Origin of the sequence: Primorskyibacter sedentarius (assembly GCF_004342065.1) — a bacterium.
Classification (GTDB): Bacteria; Pseudomonadota; Alphaproteobacteria; order Rhodobacterales; family Rhodobacteraceae; genus Primorskyibacter; species Primorskyibacter sedentarius.
The window spans coordinates 525,109-539,821 of sequence record NZ_SLZU01000001.1; the positions used below are offsets into that span (position 1 = coordinate 525,109).

At 62.2% G+C, this 14,713-nt stretch carries 16 protein-coding genes and 1 tRNA gene; 5 read left to right on the forward strand and 12 right to left on the reverse strand.

The window, feature by feature from the left end:
• Positions 1 to 125 precede the first annotated feature (125 nt).
• Positions 126 to 1,319 carry a YbfB/YjiJ family MFS transporter gene (locus EDD52_RS02405; protein WP_132241426.1) on the reverse strand — a complete coding sequence of 398 codons (1,194 nt, stop codon included), beginning with the start codon at positions 1,317 to 1,319 and terminating at the stop codon, positions 126 to 128.
• Between the two features lie 136 nt (positions 1,320 to 1,455).
• A complete protein-coding gene (locus EDD52_RS02410) occupies positions 1,456 to 2,826 on the reverse strand; it encodes an aspartate aminotransferase family protein (RefSeq protein WP_132241428.1) in 1,371 nt (456 codons plus the stop codon).
• 333 nt (positions 2,827 to 3,159) lie between these two features.
• Between EDD52_RS02410 and EDD52_RS02415 the strand changes: the two genes are divergently transcribed.
• Entirely contained in the window at positions 3,160 to 3,333 is a 174-nt protein-coding gene (locus tag EDD52_RS02415) for a DUF1328 domain-containing protein (protein ID WP_132241430.1), read from the forward strand.
• A 78-nt stretch (positions 3,334 to 3,411) separates the two neighbouring features.
• On the opposite strand, the gene EDD52_RS02420 is transcribed toward EDD52_RS02415, so the two are convergent.
• Positions 3,412 to 4,224 carry a response regulator gene (locus EDD52_RS02420; protein WP_132241432.1) on the reverse strand — a complete coding sequence of 271 codons (813 nt, stop codon included), beginning with the start codon at positions 4,222 to 4,224 and terminating at the stop codon, positions 3,412 to 3,414.
• A 106-nt stretch (positions 4,225 to 4,330) separates the two neighbouring features.
• Between EDD52_RS02420 and EDD52_RS02425 the strand changes: the two genes are divergently transcribed.
• Genes EDD52_RS02425 through EDD52_RS02435 form a run of 3 tightly spaced genes read left to right on the forward strand, consistent with a single transcriptional unit; the run spans position 4,331 to position 6,782 of the window.
• Positions 4,331 to 4,477: a NepR family anti-sigma factor gene (locus EDD52_RS02425; RefSeq protein ID WP_132241434.1), complete on the forward strand. Its 147-nt coding sequence runs from the start codon at positions 4,331 to 4,333 to the stop codon at positions 4,475 to 4,477.
• Complete coding sequence (locus EDD52_RS02430) at positions 4,474 to 5,061, forward strand: RNA polymerase sigma factor (RefSeq protein WP_132241436.1); 588 nt, start codon at positions 4,474 to 4,476, stop codon at positions 5,059 to 5,061. Before EDD52_RS02425 ends, EDD52_RS02430 begins: the two co-directional genes overlap by 4 nt.
• Positions 5,058 to 6,782: a sensor histidine kinase gene (locus EDD52_RS02435; RefSeq protein WP_132241438.1), complete on the forward strand. Its 1,725-nt coding sequence runs from the start codon at positions 5,058 to 5,060 to the stop codon at positions 6,780 to 6,782. Before EDD52_RS02430 ends, EDD52_RS02435 begins: the two co-directional genes overlap by 4 nt.
• A gap of 49 nt (positions 6,783 to 6,831) precedes the next feature.
• Here EDD52_RS02435 and EDD52_RS02440 read toward each other — a convergent pair whose 3' ends face one another.
• The 3 genes from EDD52_RS02440 to EDD52_RS02450 form a co-directional block, all read right to left on the reverse strand.
• Entirely contained in the window at positions 6,832 to 7,890 is a 1,059-nt protein-coding gene (locus EDD52_RS02440) for an AI-2E family transporter (protein WP_165907440.1), read from the reverse strand.
• A 16-nt stretch (positions 7,891 to 7,906) separates the two neighbouring features.
• Positions 7,907 to 8,332 carry a PRC-barrel domain-containing protein gene (locus tag EDD52_RS02445; RefSeq protein WP_132241442.1) on the reverse strand — a complete coding sequence of 142 codons (426 nt, stop codon included), beginning with the start codon at positions 8,330 to 8,332 and terminating at the stop codon, positions 7,907 to 7,909.
• 662 nt (positions 8,333 to 8,994) lie between these two features.
• Positions 8,995 to 9,068: transfer RNA gene (locus tag EDD52_RS02450), tRNA-Gly, on the reverse strand.
• A gap of 218 nt (positions 9,069 to 9,286) precedes the next feature.
• On the opposite strand from EDD52_RS02450, the gene EDD52_RS02455 reads away from it, so the two are divergent.
• Positions 9,287 to 10,294: a hypothetical protein gene (locus tag EDD52_RS02455; protein ID WP_132241444.1), complete on the forward strand. Its 1,008-nt coding sequence runs from the start codon at positions 9,287 to 9,289 to the stop codon at positions 10,292 to 10,294.
• 31 nt (positions 10,295 to 10,325) lie between these two features.
• Here the strand turns inward: EDD52_RS02455 and aroE are convergent, their stop codons facing one another.
• The 6 genes from aroE to EDD52_RS02485 form a co-directional block, all read right to left on the reverse strand.
• Positions 10,326 to 11,144 (reverse strand): shikimate dehydrogenase, encoded by an 819-nt coding sequence (aroE, locus tag EDD52_RS02460; RefSeq protein WP_132241446.1) that lies wholly within the window; start codon positions 11,142 to 11,144, stop codon positions 10,326 to 10,328.
• Between the two features lie 79 nt (positions 11,145 to 11,223).
• Positions 11,224 to 12,264, reverse strand: coding sequence for a Gfo/Idh/MocA family protein (locus EDD52_RS02465; protein ID WP_132241448.1), 1,041 nt, complete (start codon positions 12,262 to 12,264; stop codon positions 11,224 to 11,226).
• On the reverse strand, positions 12,261 to 12,698 hold the full coding sequence (aroQ, locus tag EDD52_RS02470; protein ID WP_132241450.1) for a type II 3-dehydroquinate dehydratase: 438 nt from the start codon (positions 12,696 to 12,698) through the stop codon (positions 12,261 to 12,263). The genes EDD52_RS02465 and aroQ overlap by 4 nt, the downstream gene beginning before the upstream one ends.
• 160 nt (positions 12,699 to 12,858) lie before the next feature.
• Positions 12,859 to 13,197 (reverse strand): arsenate reductase (glutaredoxin), encoded by a 339-nt coding sequence (arsC, locus tag EDD52_RS02475; protein WP_207905956.1) that lies wholly within the window; start codon positions 13,195 to 13,197, stop codon positions 12,859 to 12,861.
• Positions 13,197 to 14,255, reverse strand: coding sequence for a quinone-dependent dihydroorotate dehydrogenase (locus EDD52_RS02480; RefSeq protein WP_132241454.1), 1,059 nt, complete (start codon positions 14,253 to 14,255; stop codon positions 13,197 to 13,199). The genes arsC and EDD52_RS02480 overlap by 1 nt, the downstream gene beginning before the upstream one ends.
• Positions 14,256 to 14,280: 25 nt before the next feature.
• Positions 14,281 to 14,619 carry a DUF952 domain-containing protein gene (locus tag EDD52_RS02485; RefSeq protein ID WP_132242008.1) on the reverse strand — a complete coding sequence of 113 codons (339 nt, stop codon included), beginning with the start codon at positions 14,617 to 14,619 and terminating at the stop codon, positions 14,281 to 14,283.
• Between the last annotated feature and the right edge of the window lie 94 nt (positions 14,620 to 14,713).

The window sequence follows — 14,713 nt, forward strand, 5'->3', positions numbered from 1 at the left end:
TTCGGACGGGTCGCGACGAGCGCAACGCTCAACGCCCGCGCGGCATGTTCATCGGCCATCCGCCGGGGCCTGTCCAGCGGGACTTCGTGACGCGCGCCGCGATGCGCTGCATCAGCTATGCCGCGCTAGGTTTGTTTGGCCTCCTGCGTCCGCGCTCGCGCACCAAGAAGCGCACCCCCGACGATCAGAACGCCGCTGAGCAGAAGACCTGCACCAAGCTGCCCCGTCACGTCGGCAACGGCGCCCGTCAGCACCGGGCCGATCGCCTGCCCCAAGCCAAAGATCACCGCGAAAAGTCCAATCGCGCGGGCCCGGTCGGCAGCACCTGCGGCCCGGCGCACATGCATCGTTGTGACCGCGACGATCGCGAAAAACGTCGCACCGCACACCAGCGCAGAGGACAGCACGGCCACAAGGCCGAAGGGCAGCAGAGGCAGGAGCGACCCCATCCCGTTCAACCCGACCAGCGCAAGAAATGCCCATCCCGCGCGCCACCTGTCCAGCAGCCCCTGCCAGAGCCACGGCGCAAGTAATGCGGCAAGCGCGAAGGTCGTCCAGAAAACAGACACACGCCAGCCCTCATCCGCGCCGTTGCTCAGCCAGGCGGTCACGAAGGTCATGTAGCCAATCGATCCGGTCCCGTAGAGCATGTAACCCGCGAGGATACCGGCATTGCTCCGCAGATCGAAACGTCTGCCACCGGTGTCGCCCTGCGGGTGCGGATCGATGCGCCGCGCCTGTATGGCGGCAAAGATGGCCAGGGGCGCGGACAGCGCCCCCATCGCGGCCCATCCCCATGGCCAGCTTTGCGGGAAATCCAAAGCCATGATCTGCGGCAACGCGAGCCCGGCCAGAAGCAGCCCGCTGCCCGCCCCGGCGTAATACGCCCCGAGGTAAAAGCCCCGGCGGTGCCGCGCAGCCTCTGCGCCCGACACAAGCACACCGCCCGAGACAAAGACCACGCCGCCCGCAAGCCCGGCGAGAAGGCGCAGCGCAAGCAAAACCGTGAAGTCGCGCACCAGCACCGTCAGCAGCAGGCTGAACACCACAACGGCAAGGCCCGCACCGAAAGCGCTGGCGGGGCTCATCCGCCGCAGCACCGCGCTGGTCAGCAACGCGCCCCCCAGGTAGCCAATGGCATTGGCAGTATTTATCAGCCCCGACTGGACATAGCTCCACCCCAGATCCGCCTGCATCGAAGGCAGCAGCATTCCATAGCCGAAGCGCCCCATGCCAAGCGCGACCGCAGGGCCAAGCCCCAGAGACAAGAGTGCGGGATCGAGCCGCGGTCTGGTCGCACTTTCGGTTTCAATATGCATGGCGGGATGGGCCTTCGTGTGTCTGCCTGCCGCGACCGTATGACAGGCAAATGCGATGCGGCGAGACCGGCCTCCCCTTCGCGCCACGCGTCGCCCCGATGACAGAGCGACGCCCGACGCTGGGAATGTTTCGGCGTCAGCCCAGGACCTGCTTCACGGCCTCGGCTGTCTTGGCGGCGATCTCGTCCGCCTCTGCCTGCGTCAGACAGAAGGGCGGCGCAAAGCCAAGGATATCGCCTTGCGGCATCGCGCGACCGATGACCCCACGCTCCAGCAAGGCCGCGGCGATGCCTGGCCCGACCTTCTCTGACGCATCAAAGAGCTCGCGCGTCTCGGCGTCCTTGACGAATTCCACGGCGCAGAGCATGCCCTCGCCCCGGACCTCGCCCACATGGGCGTGTTCCCCGACAGCCTCTGCCATCACCTTGTTGAGATAGGCGCCGACGGTACCCGCATTCTCTACCAGCTTCTGTTCGTCCAGCAGCTTGAGGTTGGCAACCCCGGCGGCGGCCCCGATGGGGTGGGCGGAATAGGTCCAGCCGTGGCCGATGGGTCCGTTTTCATCCGTGCCCTGCTCCAGCACTTTCCACATCTTGTCGGACACAATCGATCCGGACAGCGGCGCATAGGCAGATGTCAGCCCCTTGGCGATGGTGATGAGATCCGGCTTCAACCCGTAGTGGTCAGAGCCGAACATCGTGCCAAGCCGCCCGAACCCGGTGACAACCTCATCAGCGACCAGCAAGATGTCGTGGCGCGCCAGAACCTCCTGGATCGCCTCCCAATAACCTGCGGGCGGCGGCACGATGCCGCCGGTACCCAGCACCGGCTCGCCGATGAAGGCCGCAATCGTCTCCGGGCCCTCGCGTTGGATCAGTTCTTCCAACTCGGCCGCGCAATGGGCCGCGAAAGCCTCTTCGCTCATGTCCTGCTTGGGGCGTCGGAAGTAATAGGGCGCCTCTGTGTGGATGACTTGCGCCAGCGGCAGATCGAACTTCTTGTGAAACAGCTCCAGCCCCGTCAGCGACCCGGTGACCAGACCCGAGCCGTGATAGCCGCGCCACCGGCTGATGATCTTCTTCTTCTCCGGGCGGCCAAGGATGTTGTTGTAGTACCAGATCAGCTTCACGTTGGTTTCATTGGCGTCAGAGCCTGACTGGCCGAAATAAACCTTGGACATGTGATCCGGCGCCCGGTCGAGGATCATCTTCGACAGCGTGATCGACGCCTCGGTCCCATGACCGACATAGGCATGGTAATAAGCCAGTTCGCGCGCCTGCGTGGCGATGGCCTCGGCAATCTCTTGCTGGCCGTACCCCACATTCACACAGTAAAGCCCGGCAAAGGCATCCAGCAGACGGTTGCCCTCGCGGTCGGTGATGTGGCACCCCTTCCCGCCCGTGATGACCCGGTGCGGCAGGTTCCCGCGCGCAAATTCGGCCAGATGGGTGGAAGGGTGAAAGAAGTTTTCCCGGTCCCAGGCTTCGAGTTGGTCATTCTTGAGCATTGGTCATTCCTCTGGTTCGATCTGTGGCGAGGATCGGGCGCGCCATGGGTGGGGCTTGCGCCGCATGGGATGCCGCGCCCGGTCATGCCAGTGGTAGTGGATTCGGTCAGGCTCCGCCATGCCCCCAACGGAGGTCGGAGCCTGCGCGCTGACGCCGCCCTGAAACGGCTACGATCCGCGCGCTTTCCGGCGGCCCTCGCAACGCAGCCGCGGCTGGTTTGTTCCCCGCCTTGCGCAATTTAAATCCGGGAACCGCCGCGCCAAACCGGACGTTTCCCTGACACAACGCGCCAAGGAGCGGCGCGCCGGAAAACAAAGCGAAAGGAGGCCCTCATGCTTGGCTGGGCACTGACATTTCTTGTGATTGCACTGATTGCCGCATTGTTTGGATTTGGCGGCATTGCGGGCGCATCGGCCGGGATCGCGCAGATCCTGTTCTTCATCTTCGTGGTGCTGTTCGTTGTCGCGATGATCGTGCGCGCCCTCAAAGGTCGCCCGCCGGTCTGACCCTTTGGGACCAGCGCGGAAGGCATAAAAAAAGGCGGCTGGGTTGGCCGCCCTTCTTTGTTGTTGCAACTGTCACGCTCAGGCGTGAAGCGTCTCGGTCGACGCGAAGAACATGGCCTGGCTGATCGCAGACTGAACCTGTTCTTCCGAATAAGGCTTTGTGATGACGAAAGCGGGTTCAGGGCGTTCGCCCGTCAAGAGCCGCTCGGGGAACGCGGTGATGAACACGACCGGGATTTCGCCCGCCGCCGCAAGGATGTCGTTCACCGCATCGATGCCAGAGGATCCGTCCGCAAGCTGGATGTCGGAAAGGATAAGATCGGGCTTTTCCTTTTCCGCAAGCGAGACCGCCCCGTCGCGGGTACGACCGACGCCGGTGACCGCGTGCCCCATATCGGCAATGATGCTTTGAAGATCGAGCGCAATGACGGCCTCGTCCTCGATAACCAGAATACGGCCCGACAGGCTGGTCTCCATCTCGCGGCGCGCGATGGTCAGAAGCTCTTCGGCCTCCTGCTGCGAGATATCCATGATCGCGGCGATGTCACGATACGGGAAACCTTCGATCGTATAAAGCAGCAGCACTTCGCGGGTATTGGGCGTCAGCTTGGCCATATGGGCCTGCGCGCTGCGCCCGATTGCCGTCTCATCCTCGGCCACAGGCGCGCCTGCGCTGGTCCATATCACGTGAAAGGCACGAAACAGGGCGACCTTGGGATCAAGATCGGCGTCGAAAATCGACCGATCCTCAAGCAGAGCCTCAAGCGTCGCGGCTGCGTAATTGTCCCCCGTCGTCTGGCTTCCGGTCAAAGCGCGTGCATAGCGTCTCAAGTAAGGCAGCAGGCTGCCAACCGTCTCCGCGAAATCCGCAGCAGAACGACCATCCGTCATTTTATGGTACCTCTCATGTTTTTCTTGGAACCTAACGCCGCTGGTTTGCGTTCGGTTCCCATGTTGCATAACTTTTTGCGTAGATGAAGCGTCGCAGGGGAATAGTATGGCTCTACCAAACCGAAAATCTGGCCTGGAAGAACAGATAGAGGAAAACCTGCGCAAGGTTTACCAGAAAACTGTCGAAGAAGACGTGCCGGACAGGTTCAAAGAGCTCCTTGAAAAGCTCAAGGCACAGGAAGCCAACAAATGAGCGCTGTGAAATCCCTGGATGGAAACCCCGATCCGCGCGACGAGATCGTTGAACATTTGCCGTCGATGCGGGCCTTTGCGCTCAGCCTGACGCGCAATGGTGCCGCCGCCGATGATCTGGTGCAGGACACCGTCGTCAAGGCCTGGAACAAGATCGATCATTTTGAACCCGGCACCAATATGCGGGCCTGGCTGTTCACGATCCTGCGCAACACGTTTTATTCCGACAAACGCAAGAGCCGCCGCGAAGTGGCGGATGTTGATGGCAGCTTTGCAGAAACCCTGTCCGAGAAGCCGCACCACGACGGCCGCCTTGCAATGCGCGACTTTGAAGAAGCCTTTGCGCGGTTGGCGGATGAACAGCGCGAGGCGCTTATTCTTGTGGGCGCATCCGGCTTTTCCTACGAGGATGCGGCAGAAACCTGCGGCGTGGCCATCGGCACGATCAAGAGCCGTGTGAACCGCGGCCGGGCGCGACTGGCCGAACTGCTGCACCTGAATGCCGATGACAGCATGGAAATGACCGACAAGGCCACCATGGCCGTCGTCAACGGCATGATCCCACCGGGCAGATTCTCGGCGTGATACGACGGCTTCGACGTGCGAGCGATGGGCTGGCCTTTCGGTTCGGCGTGATGCTCGCAGCGGCGCTGTTGCCGCTTGGACTGATCTCTGTGTCGCAGACCGCCGTCGTGGTCGAGAAATCGCGGCGCAATGCTGAAAGCAGCCTCCTTGCCCTGACCGCAGCCGCGGCCGGCGGTGAGGAGGGTTTGCTGCGTACGGCCTTCGGGGCGGCGCAGGCGATTTCCAGCTTCGTGCCATTGATCCGGGACGAGCCTGAACGGTGTACGTCGGTCCTGCGCGACTATCTGCAGACCTCCAACACATATTCGTTTGCCGGCTTCGTCAATGCCGATGGCATCATCGAATGCTCCTCGGCCCCGCGCCAGCTGGATGTGTCGGGCAACAAGCTCTACCAGTTGATGAAGGAAGAGCCCCGCCCGCGCGTCACCATGTCCGAAGCAGGCACCGCGAGCGGCGTGCCGGTGATCATCGTGTCGCTCCCGATCCTCGAAGCCGACGAATATCTTGGCCACGTGTCGGTATCCATTCCGCATGCCAGACTGCACGCCCGCGACAACGATATCCCCAACGACACGCCGCTGGACCTTGTTCTGTTTAACGACGACGGAGAGATCCTGTCGGCCAGCGGCGGCATGGACGGGGTCGAGGTGCGCCTGCCTGCCGGACGCCCGCTGCAGGATTACATTGGCAAACCACAGCAAAGCTTTACCGGCGTCACCCGCATGGCGGAAGAGCGCGTCTTTGCCATCGTTCCGGTCGTGCCGGACCTCATCTATGCGCTTGGCAGCTGGCCCTCGCAGGTCAACTCGATCACCGCAGGGGCCATACGTCTGGCGATCCCGCTGCTTTTCCCGATCCTGATGTGGCTGGCCAGCCTGGCCGTGGCCTATGTTGCCGTCGAACGGCTGGTGATCCGCCCCACACGCAACCTGCGCGCGCGGATGCTGATGTTCATGCGCTCGCGCGCGATCCAGCCGCCGCGCAATGATCTTATCGCGCCGCGGGAACTGCGCGAAATCGACGAGACCTGGCATCGGCTGGCCGTCAGCGTGCTGCGCGACGAGGCCGAGCTGGAGGACATGATCCACGACAAGACAGTGCTTCTGAAAGAAGTCCACCACCGGGTGAAGAACAATCTTCAGCTGATCGCGTCGATCCTTAACATGAAGATCCGCGAATCCTCGAATACCGACGCGCGCGTGGCGCTGCGCGATGTGCAGTCGCGTGTGATGAGCCTCGCGACCGTGCATCGCAACCTGTACGAGACTTCCTTGCAAGGACGGGTGCAGGCGGATGAACTGGTGAAGGCCATTGTCGATCGCGTTGTCGCGGCAGGCAGCCTGCCCGACAGCCGGATCGAGATCCGCCAGATCGCCGATCCGATCATCCTCTACCCCGATCAGGCTGTGCCGCTTAGCCTTGCCGTTTCAGAGGCCACGAACAACGCGCTGAAATATATCGGTAAGCCCGAAGATGGCAGCGGCCCGTGGCTGGAGGTGACCCTGCGCGAGCTGGAAAACGGCGAAGCCGTTCTGCGGATCGCCAATTCGCTGGGCGAACGCGTCTCGGAAGAGGCCGCATCGGTCGAAAGTGGCGGCTTGGGGTCGCAGCTGATTGCCGCCTTCGTAGGTCAGCTTGAAGGCACGATGGAGGTCACCGAGGGTGGTGAGACTTACGTGCTGGAGATCACTTTCCCCATCGCGGAATTCAGCGAAGATTGACACCCGACGTGGGTGATTGCGCCGCGCATCTGCCAACCGGTGGCAGATGCTAGGTCAGGATCTTCGTGGCAGCGGCCTCTTCTGCGGCCAAGGTGGATAGCCCGTCATAGACTGCAATGAACCAGACCAGGATCGGGATTGCCACCACCCCGCCAATCGGCCCCCAAAGCCACAGGAACAGACAAAGCGACAGGAACACCAGCAGCGGGTTCACGTTTGTCTGCCGTCCGACAAGCGTCGGCGTGACAAACTGCGCCTCTATGACGTTGAGGATCAGATAGGCGCCTGCCGGGACAAAGGACATGCCGCCGTCGAAGACTGCCGTTCCCGCGACCAGAGCCGCCGTCGCCACCAGAGCGGGGCCAAGATACACGACGAAATTCAACACCCCCGCCGCGACGCCCCAGATCATGTAGCCCGGCATGCCGATCACCTTGAACACCAAGGCCACGCAAACTGCGTAGCAAACGTTGATGATGGTGATTGTCAGCGAATATCGCGCCACAACGCGATCCGCCTCGTAGAATTTAAGGGCAGCTGCCTTGGAGTTCACGGTCGAGAGCTTGCCCAGCCAGCGATAAACGTCGCTCCGGCAGAGCAGCAGGAAGTAGAGCGCGCCAAGAAAGATCATCACCTGACCAAGCAGTGCCGGAGCCATGAACATCAGCTCTGACAGGCTGGGCAGTGACTTGCTGGCCTCGTCGACGGCATCGCCCCCGGCCCCTTGCGCGGCCGTAGGCGCCAATGCGTCCGTCACCTCGCGCGAGACATCGTCAATGTCCCGCAGCACGCTGCGGATGTTCCACACCATTTCCTGCATACCGGCCCGTATGCCCGGCCATTCGGTGTAAAGCCCGTTCACGACCGGCTCCAGCGCCACGGCAAGCACGACGATCACCAGCACGCACAGTGCCAGTGTCATCAGGCTGGAGGCGGTCGCAGGAAGACCGGTCCGCAGCCAGAAATCGGAAATCGGTGTCAACACGACAGCGAACACGAATGCCAGCACGAAAGGCGCAAAGACCGGTTTTGCGAAATACAGGGCAGAGATCACCGCAACGGCCGCGAGGATTGTCAGTTGCCAGTGCTGGCGAAGGTTGGGATGCATTCGCAATGTCCTATGCTCAGCCGTCGAACCGCGGCAACTGTTCCAGCTCCGCGTTGCTGACCAGAAGCTGAACGGCAGGAGCAGCGGCATCGCTGTTCACACCCCGCATCCCCATCTGGTGCAGGTCGAGGTCAATCAGACGGCCGCCAAAACCAAGGAAACTGCCAATCTCGGCGATGGCACCGGTGACCTGACCATCCGGTCCGACCCTAACTTCGGCAACAGTTCCGATCGGGTCGGCCTCTGCGTCATAAATCGGCAGGCCATGCAATTCATCGTAATCCATGATGGCCGGGCTGGGCAGTTCTGTCGTCGCTTGGGATGAGGAAAGCGCATCCACGGGGGAGTCGGACCAGAGGCCTGCTATTGCAGTCGCGCCTGTCAATGCAGCTGCCGCCATGAAAGCACCGCTTGCGGTCAGGGTCTGAAACTTGCTGGGCATTTGCTGTCCTTTTTCTTACGTCGCCAGATTTCGGCGTTTGTTGCGGGGTCAACGCGGGCCGCAACACTTTGTTCCGCGACCCGGCAGGCCGCACAGGACTAAGCGCCGGGTGTGAAGTCGCCATGTCGCAAAAACTGACGCACCCACCGGACCAATAACCGGTGGGTGCGTCGACCGCAGAGGGGACACCGGTTGGATGGTGCATAGCCCTCTGCCGGACACCGCCAGGGGGAGGAACTGGCGGACAGAACTCTGGTGGATGCAAGACGTTGGCAGGCATGAGGGACCCCGCCAACGTCATACTTTACACGCCGCCGAAAGTGCTTTTGCGTGCTTGCATCTGCAGAGGTAACAACCATTCCCGGAATTGGTTCCGTAAAAAAATTATTTTTCTGCGCGGCGCCTCAGACGCGGCCCCGATGCTCATGCCACGCAAGGATGACCGGAATGCCAGTTCACAATGGACGAAGCTGCGACGGGGTCCAAAAAACACCAATGCACCATATGCTTTCAAACCCAAAGAGGGATGGGAACGGCGTCCCCACCTTCGCCAAAGATGCATGTAAGCGAACGCGCGGAGGTTCCGTCCCGGTGGCGCAGCGCATCGGCACGCGCCTGCGAAGGGCACGTCATCCATCGGAAAGTTTTCAGTTTCGGGGGATTGGAGCGGGCGACGGGAATCGAACCCGTATCATCAGCTTGGAAGGCTGAGGTCTTACCATTACACAACGCCCGCACAGGCAGACATCACTTATTTCAGCGCCGTTCCGACGTCAAGTATCGCAAGCAGATTGATTTCTGACGGGACCGGCGCGGCCATCCACCAGCAAAAGAAACGCCTGCCGGGCATGCATCTTCGTATGGCGGACATGGGCAGGCATTGGCGTGATGCAAGAGGCAAGGTTTTGTGCTAACCATTGGTGTTGAAGGATAAAACAATCAGGGAAGCCGGGCGTGTCCATCCCCAGAGTGAAAACCCGTTGCTTCGCCATTGCGCTGGCTCCCATCGTGATCTTCTGGATGCACGATGTCATCTCCGGGCAGCTTTTCTCAAAGGATCTGAACGTACCGGTTGAGATCCTTCAGGACGACCGACACTGGATGGAATCTGCGGGTCGTTTCCGCTTTCTTTCCGCAACATGGTTCTTTGCCGCCCTGACGGTTCTGGCCGTCGCCCTTGTCATCCGCGATCTTGCAGCCCCGATGGCGCGCGCCACACGGGCGGCGGCCACCCTGACAATGGGCGTGATCCTGATGCTGGCGCTGACCGCGACAGTCAAGCAGCATGCAGACCCGGACGGTCCGCGCATCTATCACCGCCTTGGCGAAGACGTTTTCGAAACCGCCCTGTCCTATGGCAACCTGCCGGGATGCAACCAACCCGAAGACTGGTGGTTCCTGGGCCAATGCGGTGAAAATCCGGTTCTGTCGCTTTTCAACCGGGTCATGGATATCATCAACGGGCTTGCCGGTCTGGGCGTCGGCGCCCTGATCGTCGGAATGATCCTGTGCCTGCAAACGCAAGAAACCCGCAACGCAGAGGAAGAGGCCGCGCTGCTGGCACAGAACCTGACGCGGATGCGTCGGCAGTTGTACCTTTCCAGCCTGATCCTGACCTTCGGCATGTTCTTCGCGACCAGTTGGATGTACTGGCCGTTGCCGCTTGTCACGGGCGCAGAACGCGACGCTTACGGCGCACTGATACTGGCCTCTGCGCTTTTCACGGGGACGTATTTCTGCCTGCTGATCCTGAGCTTTTATATCCCCGTCGCTCTGGTCCTGGATGCGCGCGTCCGCGCGTTGACGCGCAGTGCTGATCTTGGGTCCGATGCCGATCCCGATGAATGGGCCGCCGCGCGGGGGCTCAAGGGCGGCACCAGCGACCTGCTGCGCACGGGATTTGCGGTGACCGCCCCGATCCTCGCCGCATTCGCAGGCGGGATTTCCCCGATCTCTCTGTAGATCGCCCGCATCAGCTGCCCCGTCTGAAGGATCAGGTCAAAGGCACCGTCATTTTTTCAATCAACGCTGCGGTCTCGGGCCGCTTCCCACGCCACCACGCATAGGCCTCTGCCGCTTGTTCGACCAGCATTCCCACACCGTCGGCCAGCGTCGGCACGCCCACGTCCTGCGCCTGTTGCAAAAACCCGGTCAGACCCTTCCCGTAGACAAGCTCATAGGCCAGCGCAGCCCCATCGAACACGTCGTCAGACACCTCTGGCCGCGTCCCGAACAAACCAGTGGAGGTCGCGTTGAGGATGATGTCATGCCCTGAGGTCAATTCATCAAAGCCAGCCGCGAGAACTGTGCCCTCCGCAGCAAAGTCTCTGGCGATGGCCTGCGCCTTGGTCAGGGTGCGATTGGCAACAACCACCTGCGCGGCACCCGCCCGCAGAATTGGCAGCGCCGCGCCGCGCGTCGCGCCCCCGGCCCCCAGAAAGAGGACGTTCTTGCCCACAACGGTCTGGCCGAGGTTAACCTCGATATCGCGCAGCAGCCCGATGCCGTCGAAATTCTCGGCGACAATGCTGCCATCCTCGAATTTAAGGCAATTGGACGCCCCCGTCAGTTCCGCCCCTTCCAGGCGCAGATCGGCCGCATCGAAGGCATCGGTCTTGAACGGTGCGGTGATATTGATGCCGCGCCCGCCCTCTGCAATGAACCGCTCAAGGCTTGCGCGGAACCCGTCCAGTGACGGCTCGATCGCCTCGTAGGAAATGTCATCCCCGAACTGCGCGGCAAAGCCGCGATGGATGGCGGGCGATTTCGAGTGCCCGATAGGGTTGCCAAAAACGGCGTAGCGATCCGTCACGTCCTGTCCTTCCTGTATGTCGGCACGAAGCCATTTTGCGTCTCTGCCGCTGCCAAGCTGCAATGTAAACGCGGCCACCCTATTCCGGGGGCGGCAGTGTGATTGTCTGACCTGTTTCTGCAGAGCGTTTGACCGCCTCGATCACCCGGAGCGCGGCCAGACCGTCGAGGCCGGAGACAAGCGGTTTTTCCTCGCCGCGGATCACGGCCGCGAATTGCGTCACCTGCCGCACGAGCGGATCGTCAAAGCCGAAGGGCAGCTTCGTGGCCGCGATAGGCGCCCACCAGCTGCGGTCCTCGGGGCAAGTCCAGAGCGAAAGATTGGGCAGCGAAAGCGCGCCCTGTGTGCCGCCAATGCGGTAGCAATCCTCGGGTGTTGCCGGGTAGGCCGGGTTTTCCCGCGCGGTCAGTTCCCAGCTCCACGGGGCGACGACGGCATCCGACACGGTGACCGTCCCCAGCGCACCATTGGCAAAGCGCAGCAAGATGGCGGCGGTTTCCTCGACCTCGTGCCCGCGTACGGCATTCGATTCCATCGCATGCACGCTGGTGATGTCACCGCACAGATGCCGAAGCAGATCAACATCGTGGATCAGGTTGAGGTAGACCGGCCCTGCGCCTTTCAGGCGACGCCACTCTGTCTGGAAATACTCGTCGGGCTTGGTCAGCCAGCAGGTTCCCTGAACGGCTGTGATCTGGCCAAGGCGACCTTCGCCGATCACCTGTTTCGCCCGCGCGATCAGCGGATTGTGCCGCCGGTGGTGGCCTGTCAGCAGCGGCACATCGGCGGCAATTGCGGCCTCGACCAGCGCCTGCCCCTCTGCCAGATCATCGGCAAGCGGCTTTTCCACCAGAACCGGCACCAACGCATCAATGCAGGCCATCCCGCCCGACACATGCGCCTGATTTGGCGTGGCAAGGATCACACCATCCGGTGTCCCTGCCTCGAAGTGTTCCTCAAGGGTCCGAAAATGCGGCACGGCATATTGCGCGGCCACCTCTGCCGCCGCATCAGACGGATCGACAATCGCGGCCAGCGCAACGCCTTCGGCTGCGGCAATGGCCTGAGCGTGGCGGCGCCCGATCAGCCCGGCCCCCGCGACGGTCAGGCAAACCGTCATGGCAGCAGGCTGCCCATCCGGCGCATCGCCAGCGCATAGCCTTCGACCCCAAAACCGGCGATCACGCCATCAGCGCGCAGGCTGACATAGGAATGATGCCGAAAGCTTTCACGCTTGTGGACGTTGGAGATATGCACCTCCAGCACCGGACCGTCGAAAGCGTTCAGCGCATCGAGCACGGCAACCGACGTATGGGTCAGCGCCGCGGGATTGATGATGATGCCCTGCGCGGCCTCGCGCGCCTCGTGGATCCAGTCGACAATCTGACCTTCCCAGTTGGATTGCAAAAGCCGGGTTCTGATCCCGAACTCTTCGCCCAACCGGGTGCAGGTGGCCTCGACATCGTCAAGCGTGTCGTAACCGTAGATCTCCGGCTGGCGCTTGCCCAGCAGGTTCAGGTTGGGGCCATTCAGGATGTAGACGGTCTTGGTCACGGCAGATGTCCTTGATTGGGCAGCGTTCGGGCGGGGCAAAGAGTTGTCGGGCAATCTGCCCCCCGGCCCCCGGTTTGGCAAGCACCCAGCACATTGTTCGCCGAACATGGCGGTGCGGGGCGGCCAAACGTTCTGCCGGGCTGGAGCCTCCGCCAGAAGGTCAGAGAAGCGTCAGCAAGGTCTCTGTCGGTCGCCCGATGACGGCACGATTGCCAGCGATCAAGACGGGCCGTTCAATCAGTTTGGGATGTTCGGCCATTGCCGTTATCAGCCAGTCTTCATCGCTATCCTTTGTCAGCCCCAATTCCCGGAAAAGCGCCTCTTTGGGCCGCATCATGTCGATGACCGGCAGGTCGAGCGCAACGCGCAAAGCCTGCAGCTCTGCTACGGTCGGCGGGTCTTCCAGATAGCGCCGCACCGTCAGCGCCACGCCCTTTTCCTCAAGCAGTGCGAGGCCCTGCCGGGACTTGCTGCAGCGTGGATTGTGCCAGTATTCCATCAAAGCCAGTCCTCTCGGGCCGTACCCACCGCATCCGCCACATTGGCATAGCCATCGCGCGCCAGCAGCCGGTCGAGGCCAAGTGCGATTTCCTCAACCAAGCTGAGCCCGCCGAAAACCATCGCGGTATAAAGCTGCACAGCGCTGGCGCCTGCGCGAATCTTGGCATAGGCCTGTTCGGCCGAACCGACACCCCCCACCCCGATCAACGGCAGCTTGCCCCCGGTCAGCACTGAAAGCTGCGCCAGAACGCGGGTGGATTTCTCGAACAGCGGCGCACCGGACAGGCCGCCTTTCTCTTGGGCATGCGCACTGCGCAACCCGTCGCGATCCAGCGTCGTGTTGGTGGCAATCACCGCATCAACGCCAGAGGACAGCGCGACCTCTGCCACATCCTCCAATTCGCCGGGCGTCAGATCCGGCGCGATTTTCAGAAAGACCGGCACAGGGCGGTCCAACCCGTCGCGCACCTGCATTACCCCGCCCAGCAACCCGGCCAAAGCGGCCTTGCCCTGAAGGTCGCGCAGCTTTTCCGTATTGGGGCTGGAGACGTTCACCGTGGCGAAATCGATCCACTTCCCACAATGCGCCAGCACACGCGCAAAATCGGCGGCGCGGTCTTCGCTATCCTTGTTGGCACCAAGGTTCAGGCCGATGACCGCATCGCGGGGCCGTTTGGCCAGACGCGCGGCGATCGCCTCCATCCCGTCATTGTTGAACCCGAACCGGTTGATCGCGGCGCGATCCTCTGTCAGGCGAAAGAGGCGCGGTTTCGGATTGCCCGGCTGCGGGCGCGGCGTGGCGGCACCCACCTCTAGAAATCCGAACCCCGCGCGGCTGAGACCCAAAAGCGCGGTTGCGTTCTTGTCGAACCCGGCGGCCAGGCCTACGGGGTTGGTCAGGCGCAGGCCCGCAACCTCACAGCGCAGGCGATCGGACGTCACCAGCCCCGGAGATGTGGCCACGCCAAGTTGCAAGGCCCGCAAGGCCAGACCATGGGCCGCTTCGGGATCGACGTGGCGCAGAACCCGCAGCCCTGCCTGTTCCAACAGCTTCATCCGACCAATCCCGCCCCTGGCACGTTCATTCCATATCCCGCGGGAAGTCGTGCACACCGTTTACCAGCGGCAAGGCGCAGCTCCACAGCACATCCTTGCGGCGCAGCGGGCCGTAGAGATGCGGAAACTCGACCCCGCCGCGCGCGAGCTCCCATTTCAGCGCATCGCCCATGTCATCGCTTTCAAAGGCCGCAAGCATCAGCCCGTCTTCGCCCGCGAAATGTTTCGCCGCCGTTTCGCGCACATGCAGCGCGGTGGAGAAGTGGATGTAGCCATCGGCCACGTCGATTGGCGCACCGGCAGTTTCACCTGTGGCGTCCAGCGCCTGCCATTCCGCGGCGCGCAATATCTTGTAGATCAGCATGACGTTCAGATGCCTGCTGAATTGCGCGTCGTCAAGCGTCATGGAAATGTGACAAAAACCGCCGATTACGTAGCGACGGGCTTTGACTCGCGTC

Bases quoted from the DNA above. Each gene is read 5' to 3' on its own strand.
- EDD52_RS02405 (WP_132241426.1), bottom strand. From the start codon at position 1,319: ATGCATATTGAAACCGAAAGTGCGACCAGACCGCGGCTCGATCCCGCA.
- EDD52_RS02410 (WP_132241428.1), bottom strand. From the start codon at position 2,826: ATGCTCAAGAATGACCAACTCGAAGCCTGGGACCGGGAAAACTTCTTT.
- EDD52_RS02415 (WP_132241430.1), top strand. From the start codon at position 3,160: ATGCTTGGCTGGGCACTGACATTTCTTGTGATTGCACTGATTGCCGCA.
- EDD52_RS02420 (WP_132241432.1), bottom strand. From the start codon at position 4,224: ATGACGGATGGTCGTTCTGCTGCGGATTTCGCGGAGACGGTTGGCAGC.
- EDD52_RS02425 (WP_132241434.1), top strand. From the start codon at position 4,331: ATGGCTCTACCAAACCGAAAATCTGGCCTGGAAGAACAGATAGAGGAA.
- EDD52_RS02430 (WP_132241436.1), top strand. From the start codon at position 4,474: ATGAGCGCTGTGAAATCCCTGGATGGAAACCCCGATCCGCGCGACGAG.
- EDD52_RS02440 (WP_165907440.1), bottom strand. From the start codon at position 7,890: ATGCATCCCAACCTTCGCCAGCACTGGCAACTGACAATCCTCGCGGCC.
- EDD52_RS02445 (WP_132241442.1), bottom strand. From the start codon at position 8,332: ATGCCCAGCAAGTTTCAGACCCTGACCGCAAGCGGTGCTTTCATGGCG.
- EDD52_RS02465 (WP_132241448.1), bottom strand. From the start codon at position 12,264: ATGACGGTTTGCCTGACCGTCGCGGGGGCCGGGCTGATCGGGCGCCGC.
- arsC (WP_207905956.1), bottom strand. From the start codon at position 13,197: ATGGAATACTGGCACAATCCACGCTGCAGCAAGTCCCGGCAGGGCCTC.
- EDD52_RS02480 (WP_132241454.1), bottom strand. From the start codon at position 14,255: ATGAAGCTGTTGGAACAGGCAGGGCTGCGGGTTCTGCGCCACGTCGAT.
- EDD52_RS02485 (WP_132242008.1), bottom strand. From the start codon at position 14,619: ATGCTGATCTACAAGATATTGCGCGCCGCGGAATGGCAGGCGCTGGAC.